The organism is Corynebacterium striatum (assembly GCF_016728105.1).
Lineage (GTDB): Bacteria > Actinomycetota > Actinomycetes > Mycobacteriales > Mycobacteriaceae > Corynebacterium > Corynebacterium striatum.
On sequence record NZ_CP068158.1, the window covers coordinates 2,501,415 to 2,517,198 of the forward strand.

Here is a 15,784-nt window from a genome sequence, read left to right on the forward strand (position 1 = left end):
GCCTTATTAGCGAATGTGAAGGAAAAGTAAATGACAAACTCCTACGATCTTTCCCGCGTCCACATGGTGGGTATTGGTGGCTCCGGCATGTCCGGTTTGGCCCGCATCTTGGCTAACCGCGGGGGCGTCGTGACTGGCTCTGATGTGAAGGCCTCCACTCCAGTGGAAGTACTGCGCACGATGGGCGTGAAGATCGCTATCGGCCACGCAGCTGAAAACCTTGAGTTGGCAGGTGACAAGCCTACTGTTGTGGTGACTTCCTTCGCCGCTATTCCACAGGACAATCCAGAACTTGCAGGTGCTCGCGCGGCCGGTATCCCGGTCATCCGCCGCTCTGACCTTCTGGCGGAGCTCATGGAGGGGCACCAGCAGATTCTGTTGGCGGGCACCCACGGAAAAACCTCCACCACGTCCATGACCGTGACCGCGATGCAGCAGGCCGGATTGGATCCTTCCTTCGCTATCGGCGGCCAGCTCAACCGTGCAGGCACCAACGCCCATGCGGGAACCGGCGCGGCATTCGTGGCCGAAGCCGATGAGTCCGATGCCTCCTTGCTGCGTTACAGCCCAACCGTCGCAGTAATCACCAACGTCGAGCCTGACCACCTAGATTTCTTCCACAACGCCGAGGCTTATTACAAGGTCTTCGATGATTTTGCTGATCGCATCGAAGAAAGCGGGTACCTCGTTGTGTGCCTGGAAGATGATCACGCTGCCCAGACTGGCCTGCGCGCGCTCGAGCGCGGCATTCAGGTCCTAGGTTATGGCAGCGCGGAAGCGGGGGAGAAGTACCCGTCCATCCCGCTGGCGGCTGAGGTTCTGGAGGAGAAGGTTTCCGTCATCGGAATGCAGGTCCGCGTGCGCGTGGCACTGCCGGGTGCACAGTCCCAAGAGCTGTCCTACGAGCTGCAGATTCCGGGCCATCACATGGTACTCAATTCCCTGGCCGCGCTTGTCTCCGGCGGGCTTGCGGGCGGCGAGCTCTCCGAGCTGGCTGAGGGCCTGACGGACTTTACCGGCGTGCGCCGCCGTTTTGAGTTCCGAGGCACCGAGTCTCAAGTGCGCGTCTTCGACGATTATGCGCATCATCCCACCGAGGTCACTGCTGTGCTCACGGCAGCGCGTCAGAAGGTCGAGGCTGAGGGCAAGGGGGCCCGCGTTATCGCTTGCTTCCAGCCGCACCTGTACTCGCGCACGATGGAGTTCGATAAGGAGTTCGCGCAGGCGCTGGCGCTTGCCGACGCCGCCGTGGTCCTCGACATCTACGGCGCCCGCGAGCAGCCGGTGGAGGGGATTACCTCTCGCATCATCACTGACAAGATGCCGGAAGACATGAAGGTGATCTTCGAACCGAACTTCTCTGAGGCGGCGCAGGACGTTGTCTCGCTGGTGCAGCCTGGCGACGTCGTGCTCACCATCGGCGCCGGTTCAGTGACGATGCTTGCCGCAGAAATCTTGGACGAGCTAAAGGCGCTGAATGTCTAAGAAATCAATTACCGCAATAGTCGCCGGAATTCTTGCCGTGCTGGTCTTGGCGGCTGCTGCCGTGTGGCTTTTTCCAGTGTTTAAGGTTTCCTCCTTTGAGATCCAAGGCAATTCCCACGTGGATGCTGCACAGGTGGAAGAGTCCAGCGGGGTAGCGGTGGGGGAGAATCTGGTTCGCGTTGATGCTCGTGCGGCGGCGTCGGGAGTGGCACACCTGCCGTGGGTAAAGTCTGCGACGGTATCGCGTGCCTTCCCATCGACCCTCGATATCGAGGTCATCGAACATGAGGCGGTGGCTTTCCGCGAGGGCAATTTGCTTATCGACGCCGAGGGTAAGGAGTTCACCACGGACACCCCGCCGGAGGGCGCAGTGGAAATTACCGGCAGCGCGGAGCCGGGTTCGCAGGATTTGCGCGATGCCGTTGATGTGCTTGCTGCGCTGCCACAGAACCTGCGTGCGCAGGTCAAGTCGCTGGAGGTGAAGAACGCGTACTCGATGACTTTCCACCTCCAGGATGAGCGGACCGTTTTCTGGGGCGCCTCGGAGGATAATGCGAACAAAGCCTTGGCGTTTGAAACCGTTCTAAAGATGGAAGGCCAAAACTGGAATATTTCTAACCCGGAATTGGTCACAAGTAAATAAAATTAGCGTTCAAAACTTAAGCCCTGCGCAGCCCCAAATAGTGTCAACGGGTGGGGTGCGTGGGGCTTTTGTGATCTGAAAACCTGCATGTCAGCAACCCTAAACCACTACTTGAGGGTACCGACACGCGGCAAAATGAACGCGAAAATTACAAGCGCGTCGTTAAAGATGGAACTAACCGCTCGCAACAAATGCTGGGCGCACAAATCCTCGTTTACGCACCAACAGTGAAAGGTGAGAGCCCCTCACATGATCTCTACTAGCAATAACCTCGCGGACATCAAGGTCGTCGGTGTCGGCGGCGGCGGTGTCAACGCCGTTAACCGCATGATTGAAGAAGGGCTGAAGGGCGTTCAGTTCGTCGCAATCAACACGGACTCGCAGGCACTGATCTTCTCTGATGCCGACACCAAGCTCGACATCGGACGCGAGGCCACTCGCGGTTTGGGCGCGGGTGCTAACCCAGAGGTCGGCAAGACCTCTGCAGAAGACCATAAGACCGAGATTGAGGATGCCCTGGAAGGCTCCGACATGGTCTTCGTGACCGCAGGCGAGGGCGGCGGCACCGGTACCGGCGCCGCCCCGGTCGTTGCTTCCATCGCCAAGAAGATGGGCGCGCTGACCGTCGGCGTTGTGACCCGTCCATTCAAGTTCGAGGGCGCTCGCCGTACTCGTCAGGCTATGTCCGGTATCGAGGAGCTGCGCGAGGTCTGCGACACTCTCATCGTCATTCCGAATGATCGCCTCATGCAGCTCGGTGGCGAAGAGCTCTCCATCGTCGAGGCATTCCGTGCTGCCGATGAAGTCCTCCACAACGGTGTGCAGGGTATTACCAACCTCATCACCATCCCGGGCATGATCAACGTCGACTTTGCTGACGTCCGCTCCGTCATGGCTGATGCCGGCTCCGCACTCATGGGCATCGGCTCCGCACGGGGCGATAACCGCGCGCTCAACGCTGCTGAACAGGCCATCAACTCGCCGCTGCTCGAGTCCACGATGGAAGGCGCCAAGGGTGTCCTGCTCTCCATCGCTGGTGGCTCCGACCTTGGCCTGCACGAGGTCAACGCCGCTGCTTCCATGGTGGAGGAGCGCGCTGACGAGGATGCCAACATCATCTTCGGTACCATCATCGACGACAACCTGGGCGACGAAGTCCGCGTCACCATCATCGCCACTGGCTTCGATGCGCAGGCAAACATGACAACTAACGTTGCGCCTCAGCAGCAGCAACAACAACAGCGTCCGGGCTCCCTCTTCGACAACCGCGAAGAGGCTGCCCCAGTCCAGCAGCCTGCACCGCAGCAGCGCTACGAGGAACAGCGCTACGAAGAGCCGCGCTACGAAGAGCCGCGTCAAGAAGAGCGTCCTCGTTTCGAGGAACAACCGGCAGAGACCTACCGGCCGCGTCATTCCTCCAACGGTGGTTTGTTTACCACCTCTGAGCGTTTTTCTCGCGAGGAGCGCCGCGACGACTACCGCCTGTCGCGTCCGGCTGAGCGCCGCGACGACCGTCGCCAGGATGACGGTGACGACGATCTCGACGTGCCGTCCTTCATGCGCTAAACGCTGAAGGTACTGCGCTAATCTGGAGTGCATGCCAGTAAACGAGGAAGCACCACAACGCCCCGTGCGCATGGTTTTTACAAGCCGTGCGGGCGGGGTTTCGTCGTCCCCATACGAGTCATTTAACCTGGGCGATCACGTCGGCGATGACCCGGCGGACGTCGTCAGTAACCGAGCCCGCCTGCAGCGCGTGCTGGGGCTCGACGACATTGTGTGGATGGAACAGCTCCACACCAACACCGTCACGCGCGTGGACCGTGGCAACGCCGGCACGCCGGTCGAGGCCACCGACGCCATCATCACCACGGAAAAACGCCTCGGGCTCGGTGTGCTCGTCGCGGACTGCACGCCGGTGCTGCTTTCCGACGTCTCCGCCGGCGTCGTCGCCGCCGCCCATGCAGGTCGCCTCGGGGCTCGTAACGGAATCATCCGCAACACGGTCGAAGCCATGCTGGAACTTGGCGCCACTCCTTCGACTATCCAGGTCCTGATGGGGCCGGCCGCCTCGGGCCTGAACTATGAGGTACCGGAGGCGATGGCGGACGACGTCGAAAAGCATCTGCCCGGGGCCAAAACCCGCACAAAAACGGGTACCTGGGGTGTGGACGTACGTAAAGGGCTCATCCGGCAGCTGATGGGGATGGGGATTATCAACATCGAGTCGGATCCGCGCTGCACCATCGAAGACACTGATTTCTTTTCCTACCGCCGCGAAGGCACCACTGGGCGCCAAGCAGGCGTTATCTGGTTGGAGGTATAAATGAACCGCAAGGAAGAACTGCAAGCAGGGCTCGAGCGCACTCGCGCCCAGATTGAGGACTTCGCTCGCGCGGCCGGGCGAGAGGTGCCGCAGCTGTTGCCGGTGACCAAGTTCCACCCGGCGGGCGACGTCGCGCTTCTCGCCGAGCTTGGGGTCACCGACGTGGCGGAAAACCGCGAGCAGGAAGCGCGCGCTAAAGCCGCGGAGTTGCCGGCGGTGCGCTTTCACATGATTGGGCAGATTCAGACCAAGAAGGCTAATCACGTGGCGCGTTGGGCGCACAGCGTGCATTCTTTGGACTCTGCGAAGCTCGCGACGGCGCTCGATCGCGGCGTTGCCAATGCACAAGAATCCGGAGATCGTGACGACGCGCTGCCGGTTTTTATTCAGGTTTCCGCCGATGGCGATACCGCCCGCGGGGGAGTGGCTCTGCCGGATGTTCCGAGTCTCGTCGAGCTCGTGGAGGAATTGGTAAACCTTGAACTGCAGGGCTTTATGGTGGTTCCGCCGCTGGACTCCGATGCTGCTGAGGTCTTCGGGCGCGTGCGGACGTTGACTGACGACGTCGCCCGGCTCCTCGGGCGCCCGCTGAAAATGTCGGCAGGAATGAGCGCGGATTTGGGTGAGGCGATCGCTGCGGGAACAGATATCGTGCGTGTCGGAACCGGCATCATGGGACCCCGGCCAGTAGGTTAGGTGGCAACGCAAACGCGCATTTCACAGGTACAATTCACTGCTTTCACATTAGCAACATTCGTACCAAGTTAAGGGCAAAACAGATTAGGTCAGAGGGAGACTAGATATGTCTTTGATTGATAGGACGAAAGAGTTCTTCGGGTTGGGCCCGATGGACATCGAAGCCGACGACGCTTACTACGCCGACGAGCGCAGCTACGAGTCCAACGGCTCCGCCGCTTATGCACCGCGCTCCTTTGAGCCGGCTCTGGAAGAGGAATTTGTCCCGACCATCGTGGCGCTTTCCCTCGTTTCCTTCGACGATGCAGCCAAGGTTGGCGCGCCGTTCCGTGATGGCGATGCGGTTGTCTTCGAACTGACTGATGCTGACAAGGCTTCCGCGAAGCGTTTCATCGACTTCGCTGCTGGCCTGTGCTTCGGCCTTGAAGGTCGCATGCTCAACCTGACCAAGGGTATGGACACCGACCGTCGTGTGTTTGCCATTGTTCCTAAGGGTGCAGACATCTCCACTCTCGAGCTGGAGCGTGCTGCACACCTGCGCTAAGTTTCAGCGTCAAAGATGCGAAGCGCCGTCCCGGTTCCCCAAGTGTTGGTGGGGAGCGGGGCGGCGTTCGCCTTTAGCGAAATTAATTGTGTGGATGCCGCATCAGTGGGGGTAGTTCAGATAGGCTCGTCCGAGTGAGCACTATTGGAATAATCCTGATCCTCATCCTGCGAATCTATTCGTGGATTCTGATTGCCCGAATCATCATTGAGATGATCCAGTCCTTCTCGCGCCAATTTAACCCGCCTCGCTGGTTTATGGTGCTAGCTGAGCCGCTGTTTATGGTCACCGACCCACCAGTTAGGGCGCTTCGCCGTCTTATCCCACCGTTGCGAATGGGTGGGGTTGCGCTCGATGTTTCAATCATCGTTTTGTTCTTGCTTTTGTCCGTCTTGATGATGGTGGTCTCGAGCATTTTCCTATAAGGCGGGTGTATTGAAACCTCCTGTTAACGTTGAGACTCGGCGATTCGTTAGCTAATGTGAGCGTTTGGATACAATCAATACTGATATTCCGTATTATTAAACGCACATGTTCTTTGTAGACGTATCTAGTGGCGCAACTTTTGGTTAGCCTTTAGATGTGTTTGCATCTCCCAAGACCTCGGAGGCTCCGGGGTTGCACCGACTTGAAGGGGAAGAGAAGTCAATGCCACTGTCACCAGCTGATGTACACAACGTCGCTTTCAGCAAGCCGCCAATTGGCAAGCGTGGCTACAACGAGGATGAAGTCGACCAGTTCCTCGACCTCGTAGAAGACACCCTTGCCCAGCTGCAGGATGAAAACGATGACCTGCAGGCTCAGGTTGAAGAGCTGCAAACCAAGGGCGGCGCTACTACAGGCGTAGCCGCAGCTTCCGCTAACAAGGGTGCCGACGAGGCCACCCTCCGCAAGGAGATTGAGTCCAAGCTCCGCGCAGAGTACGAGACCAAGCTTGTGGACTCCAAGAATGAGGTCGCAAAGGCCAAGGAAGAGGCTAAGCGCGCTCAGGAGCAGGCAAAGGCCGCTCAGGCTGAGGCGTCCAAGGCGCCAACTGGTTCTAACAACGATGCAGAACTCAAGGCTGCTCGTGAGGATGCTGCGAAGGCTCAGCGTGAACTCGAGGCAGCTCGTGCAGAAGCAACCCAGGCTAAGAAGGATCTCGAGGCTTCCAAGAAGGAGAACGAGGACCTCCGGAAGAACGCTGGATCCGCCAAGACCGCTGCCGTTTCCGGCATTGCGGGTGCTGGTGCGGGCGCTGCCGCCACCACGGCTGCGGATGGTCTGGCTACCCCGGATACCCACATGCAGGCTGCTCGCGTCTTGGGTCTGGCTCAGGAGATGGCAGACCGCCTCACCTCCGAGGCAAAGGCAGAGTCCGAGTCCATGCTGTCCGAGGCGCGCACCGCGGCCGAGAAGCAGCTTAACGACGCCGACTCCCGCTCCAGGGCACAGCTGGCCGACGCCCAGAAGAAGTTTGACGCTCAGCTGCTCGACGCAGACACCCGCTCCAAGAAGCTGGTTTCTGACGCTGAGGCTAAGGCAAAGCAGACTGAGTCCGAGGCTAACTCCCGCGCTGAGGCTCAGATCCGCCAGGCTGAGGAGAAGGCTGCAGCCCTGCAGGCTGACGCTGAGAAGAAGCACACCGAGGTTATGAACACCGTCAAGCAGCAGCAGACGGCCCTCGAGGCTCGTATCGCCGAGCTGCGTACCTTCGAGCGCGAGTACCGCACCCGCCTCAAGACCCTGCTGGAGTCCCAGCTGGAGGAGCTTGAGACCCGCGGCACCGCTGCACCGAACGGTGAAGCTGGCAAGTAAGCTTTTAACGGCTTAGGCTTTAAGGCGTCCTTCCATGGCATTGGGAGGGCGCCTTTTTTGGAGGTAAAACATGCTTGTTGCAGCACTCGTTTTGGCATTCGTAGCGTTCTTGGCGCTGGTGAACTTCGTACTAACTTCTGCCGATTGGTCTTTGTATCTGCTCTTCGTTGCCGCGGGGCTTGGGATGGTGCTCTTCATCATCGACGGCTTCCGGAAGCGCAAACCGGATCTTGCGCAGGACGAGGCGGCAGGGGAGTACCCTGCCTAACTGGCCTGCCAGCGAATCTTGCCGTTTGCCCCTATGGGGGAGCCGCAGCCTGTGAAAATTTGACGGCATGGGTATACTTCGAAGACGTATGCACTGAGCCGGCAATCACCGGGGAGCATCTCGGAAGAACGCACAAAGTGCCAAGAACGCACAAAGTGCCAGTAGAACCGAGCGGGTGGGACCGAAATCTCCTTCACTGAAACGAAGTGGGCGTCGTCAGGCGCCAAGCAGGGTGGTACCGCGAGCCGCAAGGCGCGTCCCTGCACCAGCCCACGAGTGAAGGAAGATTAATGAGCGAAAACGTTGGCGGCGTTTACCCCAAGGTTGATATGACCGGCGGCTCGAGCCGTTTCCCAGACATGGAAGAAGTCGTCCAGAAATTCTGGAAGGAAGACGGAACTTTCCAGGCCAGCTTGGACCAGACCAAGGATTGCCCTGAGTACATCTTCTACGACGGTCCTCCCTTTGCTAATGGTTTGCCGCACTACGGCCACCTGTTGACGGGCTACGTCAAGGACATCGTTCCGCGTTACCGCACCATGGCTGGCAATTACGTCCCGCGCGTCTTCGGCTGGGACACGCACGGCCTACCTGCAGAGCTGGAGGCTGAAAAGCAGCTCGGCATCACAGACAAGGGCCAGATCGAGGAGATGGGCCTCGAGAAGTTCAACGAATACTGCGAGAAATCCGTCATGCAGTACGCCGGCGAGTGGGAAGACTACGTCAACCGCCAAGCGCGCTGGGTGGACTTTGAAAACGGCTACAAGACCTTGGACATCGGCTACATGGAATCGGTCATGTGGGCATTCAAGGAGCTCTATGACAAGGGGCTTATCTACCAGGGCTTCCGCGTCCTGCCTTACTCCTGGGCCGAGCACACCTCGCTGTCCAACCAGGAGACGCGCCTGGATGACTCCTACAAGATGCGGCAGGACCCGACCCTGACCGTTACCTTCCCGGTCACCGGCGCGAAGCCTGGCTCCGCGGCCGAAAAGACCTTGTCCGAAAACGCTGAGCTTGGCGATGCCGCCTTCCTCGCTTGGACCACGACTCCTTGGACCCTGCCATCCAACTCGGCGCTGGCCGTCCACCCAGAGGTCAACTACGTGCTGTTCAAGGCCACCGACGGCGATTTTGAGGGCAAGACCTTCGTCATGGCTGAGGCGCTGACCGGCACATTGGCTAAGGAACTCGGCGAGGTGGAAGTCCTGAAGAGCTTCCTTGGTAAGGACCTGGAGGGCTTTACCTACCAGCCAGTTTTTGACTTCTTCCCAGACCTGGAGAGTGCTTTCCAGGTAATCCTGGCGGATTACGTTACAACGGAAGACGGTACTGGTGTTGTCCACCAGGCTCCGGCGTTTGGTGAAGACGATATGAACACCTGCCAGAAGTACGGCATTGAGCTGGTCATCCCGGTTGATGAGGACGGCGAGTTCACCTCTCAGGTCCCGCCTTATGAGGGCCAGCTTGTCTTTGATGCGAACAAGGACATCATCAAGGACCTGAAGGCTGCGGGCCGCGTGGTACGCCACGTGACCATCGAGCACTCCTACCCGCACTCCTGGCGCTCTGGTGAGCCGCTTATCTACAAGGCACTGCCGGCATGGTTTGTGAAGGTCACCGAGTTCCGCGACCGCATGGTCGAGCTCAACCACAACGAGATCGAGTGGCTGCCAGAGCACATCCGCGACGGCCAGTTCGGGAAGTGGCTCGAGGGCGCGCGCGACTGGAACATCTCCCGCACCCGTTACTGGGGCGCGCCGATCCCGGCGTGGGTTTCGGATAACCCGGAGTACCCGCGCGTGGACGTCTACGGCTCGCTCGACGAGCTCGAGGCTGACTTCGGCGTGCGCCCGACGTCGCTGCACCGTCCGTACATCGATGAGCTGACTCGCCCGAACCCGGACGATCCAACTGGCAAGTCGATGATGGTTCGCGTTCCTGACGTTCTGGACTGCTGGTTCGAGTCCGGTTCCATGCCGTTTGCACAGAAGCACTACCCGTTTGAGAACAAGGAATGGTTCGAGACTCACTCGCCGTCCGACTTCATCGTGGAGTACTCCGGCCAGACTCGCGGTTGGTTCTACGTCATGCACGTTCTGTCTACCGCGCTGTTTGACCGTCCGGCCTACAAGAAGGTCGTGGCGCACGGCATCGTGCTGGGCAACGATGGCCTGAAGATGTCGAAGTCCAAGGGCAACTACCCGAACGTCAACGAGGTCTTCGACCGCGATGGTTCTGACGCTATGCGTTGGTTCCTGATGTCCAGCCCGATCCTGCGTGGTGGCAACCTCATCGTCACCGAGCAGGGTATCCGCGAGGGCGTGCGCCAGGCTATCCTGCCCATCTGGAACGCGTACACCTTCCTGCAGCTCTACGCGAGCCGCGAGGCCCGCTTCGACGTCTCCTCGAAGAACGTGCTTGACCGTTACATCTTGGCCAAGACTCACGACCTCGTGGAGCGCACGAACGACGCCCTCGCGAACACCGACATCGCTGCGGCCACCGAGGAGGTGCGTCACTTCGCGGACGTGCTCACCAACTGGTACGTGCGCCGTTCCCGCGACCGTTTTTGGGCGGGCGAGGAGCAGCACGAGGAGGCCTTCAACACGCTGTACACCGTGCTGGAGACCGTCACCCGCGTGGTGGCTCCGCTGCTGCCGCACGTGGCTGAGGTCATCTACCGCGGCCTGACCGGGGAGCGCTCTGTGCACCTGGCTTCCTACCCGAAGGCAGAGGACTACCCGGCAGACCCGAGCCTCGTGGCATCGATGGATGCCACGCGCGCTGTGGCTTCGGCGGCGTCGTCTGTGCGCAAGTCCAACAAGCTGCGCAACCGCCTCCCGCTGCCGAAGCTGACCGTGGCCATGGCTGATTCCGCGCAGCTCGCTGACTTTGCGGACATCATCCGCGATGAGGTCAATGTGAAGGATGTTGTTCTCACTGATGATGTCGATTTCGTGGGCACCTTCGAGGTTGTCTGCAACGCTAAGGTCGCTGGCCCGCGCTTGGGCAAGGACGTCCAGCGCGCCATCAAGAACCTGAAGGCGGGCAACTACGAGCGCCGCGGCGACGAGGTTGTTGTTGACGGCGATATCGTTCTGGGCGCTGATGAGTACACCGAGCGTCTGCAGGCGGCGAACCCGGCATCGACGGCGCGTATCGACGGCGTCGACGGCCTGGTTGTCTTGGACACCGAGGTCACCGAGGAGCTCGAGGCAGAAGGCTGGGCCGCCGACGTCATCCGCGGTCTCCAGGATGCCCGTAAGGCCGAGGACTTCGAGGTCTATGACCGCATTTCGGTGGTCTTGTCAGTTCCAGCTGACAAGGAAGAGTGGGCTAACCGCCACGCAGACCACATCGCGGCTGAGGTCCTGGCAACCGAATTCACCGTGGTCACCGAGCCTCTCGAGGGCCACCAGGTGGTCAAGGGCGCTACCGCAACCGTAAAACGCGTTAATGCTTAGAAACGTTAACGTTTAGAAAGTGCCCGGAAAGGAAGACTTCCTTCCGGGCATTTTTCTGCTTGCCGAGGGCAAATGCAGCTATCGTCTAGTGCCTGGCAGGTGCGAGCGCCAGGCAAAGATGACGTTTACGAGGCAGACGAGCGCAAGGCAGCTGCCGATGATGAACAAATTGCTAAAGGCCACGTAAGGTGCAAGCGCGCTAAACGCCATGGGGATAAAGAAGCCGGTATAGGAAATCGAGTAGTACACCGCAGTCAGGCCCGCAAGCTCGCGCTCGCCGGCGATGCGCTGGACCTCCGAAAGGCCAGCCACCAAAGCCAGGCCGTAGCCCGCGCCCATCGTTGCCGCAGCGGCAATGCCTAGCGGAAGCGAGAGCGTGTGCGCCGCAATCGCCGCGAGGAAAGCGCCGACCGTAATAACAGCCATCGCAATTGCAGAAGCGCGCGCCGACTTGTGCGTGTCGATAAGGCGGCCGAGCATCTGCACGCCCACGCCGCAGCCCAGGGTGATAACCGTCATGAGACCTGAGAAAGCAATGGGAGTCTGGCCCGCGGACTTTGCAAGCAGCTGCGGAAGCAACGCATAAGCAGCACCCGCGCAGCCAAAGACCCACGGTGCCACCGGGACCACGACGCGCAGGAAGCGCTTGTGCGCGGCCGTCGGGATGTGGAGCATCTCCAGCATCTCGCGGACGGTGAGGTCAAGGATGGTGGTCTTGACGGTCCCGTGGTGCGGCTGGCGGGTCTCCGGCGTATGGCTGAGCCAAACCGCGGTCACGAGAGTAATCAGGATATGCAGGACGTAGGCCAGGTGCGTCGGCCACGGGCCCCACTGCGCCAGTACCGAGGCAATGCCCGCACCCACCAGGAAGCCAGCAGTCAAGCACAGCGACGCCTTGCGCGCACCGGCAGCAGGATCGCCACCCGCGCGGGATACCAGCTCTGTCACCCAAGTGGAACCTACCGCCATGACCAAGCCCAGCGCCATGCCGCAGAGCACGCGACCCAAAGCGATGATGAGCGGCTCATGCGGCGCGATGGAAAGCAAGAAAGACCCCATCAAAGACAGGGGAGCGGCCGGCAAAAGGGTGGGTTTGCGTCCGATGAGGTCAGACAGCGGGCCGCCCACGAGCAGCGCTGGGATGATTCCCAGCACGTATGCGGCAAGTAGACCGTTGACGGTGACCTGCGAGAAGTTCGACGTCTCGCGGTACATCACCAGCAGCGGCGTGAACTCGTTGCCGCCCCAGGCCACAGCCACCATCGTCCCGGCCACGGGAAACCAGGAATGCTTGTTCACAAGGGGCTGAGATATTTCCTTATGAGCGGGCGCCTCGACTTGCGGGGTGGAGTGTGCAAAAACTGTCACAGTTGTTTCCTTGAAGTTGTCAGATGGTCGTCGAGTTCGGTGAGATACGTGTCGATGTCGCCGGCACGGAGGGCGTCGGCAAGCAGGCGATGCTGCGCGACGAACGCGCGGGCACGCTCCACATTGCGCCCGATGGCGGTCGCAGTGAAACGCTGTTGACGCTCGCGCAGGGAGTGGCCAAGGCTAGCCAGCAGGCTATTTCCACCGTTGTCCATGATGGTTTGGTGGAAACGTGCGTCGAGGCGGGTGTAGGTGCGCAGGTCCTCGGCGTCGAGAGCCGCGGACTGTTCCTCGATGGTGGCGTCCAAGCAGTCCGCAATCACAGTTCGCTCGGTGTCGTCGAGGCCGCAGATGTGGCGGGCAGAGTGCTCGTCGACAAGCATGCGTGCCTCGTAGACCTCGCGAATCTCGCGCGGGCTAATCGGCACCACCAGGGCGCCGCGCTTGGGGTAGAGCTTGAGGAATCCTTCTACCTCGAGGCGAAGAAATGCCTCACGCATGGGGGTACGGCTCATGCCCAGTTCGGCGGCGATGGCTGCCTCGGAGAGCATTTCTGAATCATCAATGTCGCCGTCAATGATGGCGCGCTTGACGTATTCATAGGCGCGCTCCGCGGCTGGCGTGCTTACATTCTGCATGCATTCATCTTGCATACAAGAGCGCCTTGCTGTCTAGAAAATAGCTAAATTCGTGAGATATCGATCGCCAAAACCTCAAGTGAGACCCACACGACTCCCGGTATGGAATGACTGCTTGTGAAAGAACGCCTCCTCGCTCCTGGTGGTGCCGTGGCATTGCGAAGGTCCTAAGATTAGGACGCATGTTCTAAACTGGTGTGCATGCAACGCTGGGTCTTACACATCGACATGGATGCCTTTTTCGCATCCGTCGAACAGCTGACCCGGCCGACCCTGCGTGGGCGCCCAGTGTTGGTCGCGGGTGTCGGCGGGCGCGGCGTCGTGGCGGGCGCGTCCTATGAGGCCCGCGCTTTCGGGGCGCACTCGGCCATGCCGACATTCCGCGCGCGGCAGCTGGTTGGCTTGCGCGGCGTGGTGGTTCAGCCGCGGCACGTGGTGTATTCGGCGGCGTCGAAAAAAGTATTCAAGATTCTCGCCGAGCACGTAGGCCTCATCGAGCAGCTCTCCATCGACGAGGCCTTCATGGAGCCCGAGGCACTCGTTGGCGCCACGGCCGAAGAGGTCAAGGAGTGGGCGGATAACCTGCGCGAGTTGATTCGTGAGGAGACCGGCCTGCCTAGCTCCATCGGGGCAGGCGCGGGCAAGCAGTTCGCCAAAATTGGCTCTGGCGAGGCGAAGCCTGACGGCACCTTTGTTATCCCGGTGGAGAAGCAATTGGAGATCCTCCATCCACTTCCCGTGGGCAAGCTGTGGGGAGTAGGGCCGGTGACGCGGACAAAGCTTTCGGCAATTGGGGTGGAGACCATCGGGCAGTTGGCGGCGATGTCGCAGAAGGAAGTGGAGATTTCCCTCGGCGCCACGGTTGGCATGGGCTTGTGGAAACTGGCGCAAGGCATTGATGACAGGGTCGTGGCCCCGCGTGCGGTGGCCAAGCAGATCTCCACGGAGCACACTTATTCCAAGGATCTGCTCACGGTGGGTGCGGTGGATGCGGCCATCACCAGGGCTGCCGAAGGCGCACATCGACGCCTGCTTCGCGACGGCCGTGGTGCCCGCACCGTCTCGGTCAAGTTGCGCATGGCGGACTTTCACATCGAATCGCGTTCGGCGACCTTGCCTTATGCCACCGATGATCTGGAAACCCTCAAGGCCACGGCTTTTAAGCTGGCTCGGTATCCCGACGAACTCGGGCCCATCCGCTTGGTCGGAGTAAGCTACTCGGGGCTGGAGACTGCCCGCCAGGACGTACTGTTTCCCGAGCTGGACCGAGTGGTGGTGCGCCCGCCGAGCAAAGCCGATGACGATTACGAGGCTGGCGTGTCCGACAACTCGCTGGATACCTCCCGTGTGGAAATCAGTATCGAGGACGAGCCCGATACGTCTTGGCGGGCTACCCAGGACGTCTATCACCCAGACTATGGCCACGGCTGGATTCAAGGTGCAGGCCACGGTGTGGTGAGCGTGCGATTCGAAACGCGCGCCACAGGGCCAGGTCGCACCAAGTCCTTCGCGGCCGATGATCCCGATCTGGTGCCGGCCGACCCCCTAGAGTCGCTGGCCTGGCCGGAGTTGTTTGCGGAGTTAGAGGACTAGCGCGCGTACTGCTTAGGTGCGACGGCGGTCTCAAAAACCTTCACCACGGGCGTGCCCGTGGCCAAGGCTGCGGCCAACAGGATGCGTGCCTGTCCTGGGCGAAACTCGCCAGCATTGACCGCGCCTTTGTCCGCCAAGGTGGCGCCGCCGCCGGCCCCGCCATAGGCCAGCGAGGTCTTGCCATAAGGCACACGCGTGCTGACGACGACCGAGATGCCCGCATCGAGCGCGCGGGCCACGCCTTCGCCCATCCCTGCCCCCATGTTGCCTGAACCCAAGCCTTCGATGACGAGGCCGGCAAAGTGGGAGGAGGCGGCGTCGACAAGCACGGCTTCAGCGCCCGGATACGCGGCAAGGATGGCTACTGGGTGCTGCGCCAGCGCAGCCAGGGGGAGGGGGAAGATGCTGCCTTCGCCCACAGGCATCGACTCGAAACCGTTGAGATGGAAGGTGTGGTTCTTGCGGGCACCGCGCGCCGGGATGGTCATGCCGCCGAACTGGATGAAGACGCCGGGCTGGGCCTGTTTGATGAGCGCGACAGCGTCCTGGAGATTGCGCGGGCCATCGCCGTTTGGGTGATCGAATGAGCGCTGCGCGCCGGTCAACACCACCGGCTTCGTGCCGGGATCGAAGATAGACAGCGCCATGGCTGTCTCTTCCATGGAGTCGGTGCCATGGGTGATGAGGATTCCCTCGACCTCGGCACGGTGGAGCAACTCGTGGACCGTGGCAAGCAGCTCATCGAGGTCCTCCAACGTGATGGAACTGGAGTCGAGCTGGCGGAACTCGATGACCTCGATGTCGGCGTCAAGGGAATCCGCGAGTTGTTGGCCGCTTACGGTAGGGACCAGAGAGCCGTCTTCTTGGGTGGTGCACGCGATGGTGCCGCCGGTGGCGATGAGTGCGATAGTCATGGCTTACACACTAGCGTTGAGCCTAAAAGGCCGTCTCGCTGGGCG

14 protein-coding genes are annotated in these 15,784 nt (G+C 60.6%); 11 read left to right on the forward strand and 3 right to left on the reverse strand.

Annotated features, from left to right (window positions below; all coding sequences use genetic code 11):
- Positions 1–30: 30 nt before the first annotated feature.
- From murC to ileS, 10 genes are all read left to right on the forward strand, one after another.
- A complete protein-coding gene (gene murC, locus I6I72_RS11670; RefSeq protein ID WP_005528714.1) occupies positions 31–1,485 on the forward strand; it encodes a UDP-N-acetylmuramate--L-alanine ligase in 1,455 nt (484 codons plus the stop codon).
- Positions 1,478–2,128 carry a cell division protein FtsQ/DivIB gene (locus I6I72_RS11675; protein ID WP_070509016.1) on the forward strand — a complete coding sequence of 217 codons (651 nt, stop codon included), beginning with the start codon at positions 1,478–1,480 and terminating at the stop codon, positions 2,126–2,128. The genes murC and I6I72_RS11675 overlap by 8 nt, the downstream gene beginning before the upstream one ends.
- 249 nt (positions 2,129–2,377) lie before the next feature.
- Positions 2,378–3,694 carry a cell division protein FtsZ gene (gene ftsZ, locus I6I72_RS11680; RefSeq protein ID WP_070509014.1) on the forward strand — a complete coding sequence of 439 codons (1,317 nt, stop codon included), beginning with the start codon at positions 2,378–2,380 and terminating at the stop codon, positions 3,692–3,694.
- A 31-nt stretch (positions 3,695–3,725) separates the two neighbouring features.
- Positions 3,726–4,454 (forward strand): peptidoglycan editing factor PgeF, encoded by a 729-nt coding sequence (pgeF, locus tag I6I72_RS11685; RefSeq protein ID WP_070509012.1) that lies wholly within the window; start codon positions 3,726–3,728, stop codon positions 4,452–4,454.
- Complete coding sequence (locus I6I72_RS11690; RefSeq protein ID WP_005528722.1) at positions 4,455–5,150, forward strand: YggS family pyridoxal phosphate-dependent enzyme; 696 nt, start codon at positions 4,455–4,457, stop codon at positions 5,148–5,150.
- Positions 5,151–5,256: 106 nt separating this feature from the next.
- Positions 5,257–5,694: a cell division protein SepF gene (locus I6I72_RS11695; protein ID WP_070509010.1), complete on the forward strand. Its 438-nt coding sequence runs from the start codon at positions 5,257–5,259 to the stop codon at positions 5,692–5,694.
- 134 nt (positions 5,695–5,828) lie between these two features.
- The gene (locus tag I6I72_RS11700) at positions 5,829–6,119 is read left to right on the forward strand and encodes a YggT family protein (protein ID WP_005528727.1); all 291 of its coding nucleotides are present in this window, start codon (positions 5,829–5,831) and stop codon (positions 6,117–6,119) included.
- Positions 6,120–6,342: 223 nt separating this feature from the next.
- Positions 6,343–7,491, forward strand: coding sequence for a DivIVA domain-containing protein (locus I6I72_RS11705; protein ID WP_049145590.1), 1,149 nt, complete (start codon positions 6,343–6,345; stop codon positions 7,489–7,491).
- A 70-nt stretch (positions 7,492–7,561) separates the two neighbouring features.
- Positions 7,562–7,759, forward strand: coding sequence for a zinc-binding dehydrogenase (locus I6I72_RS11710; RefSeq protein WP_070509008.1), 198 nt, complete (start codon positions 7,562–7,564; stop codon positions 7,757–7,759).
- Between the two features lie 290 nt (positions 7,760–8,049).
- On the forward strand, positions 8,050–11,226 hold the full coding sequence (gene ileS, locus I6I72_RS11715; RefSeq protein ID WP_201806927.1) for an isoleucine--tRNA ligase: 3,177 nt from the start codon (positions 8,050–8,052) through the stop codon (positions 11,224–11,226).
- Positions 11,227–11,304: 78 nt separating this feature from the next.
- Here the strand turns inward: ileS and I6I72_RS11720 are convergent, their stop codons facing one another.
- Positions 11,305–12,489 (reverse strand): MFS transporter, encoded by a 1,185-nt coding sequence (locus I6I72_RS11720; RefSeq protein WP_049063121.1) that lies wholly within the window; start codon positions 12,487–12,489, stop codon positions 11,305–11,307.
- A 101-nt stretch (positions 12,490–12,590) separates the two neighbouring features.
- On the reverse strand, positions 12,591–13,247 hold the full coding sequence (locus I6I72_RS11725; RefSeq protein ID WP_046645229.1) for a GntR family transcriptional regulator: 657 nt from the start codon (positions 13,245–13,247) through the stop codon (positions 12,591–12,593).
- Positions 13,248–13,433: 186 nt separating this feature from the next.
- Here I6I72_RS11725 and I6I72_RS11730 point away from each other — a divergent pair, with 186 nt between their 5' ends.
- Positions 13,434–14,825 (forward strand): DNA polymerase IV, encoded by a 1,392-nt coding sequence (locus tag I6I72_RS11730; RefSeq protein ID WP_049063108.1) that lies wholly within the window; start codon positions 13,434–13,436, stop codon positions 14,823–14,825.
- Here the strand turns inward: I6I72_RS11730 and I6I72_RS11735 are convergent.
- Complete coding sequence (locus I6I72_RS11735) at positions 14,822–15,739, reverse strand: asparaginase (protein ID WP_005528740.1); 918 nt, start codon at positions 15,737–15,739, stop codon at positions 14,822–14,824. The genes I6I72_RS11730 and I6I72_RS11735 overlap by 4 nt on opposite strands.
- Between the last annotated feature and the right edge of the window lie 45 nt (positions 15,740–15,784).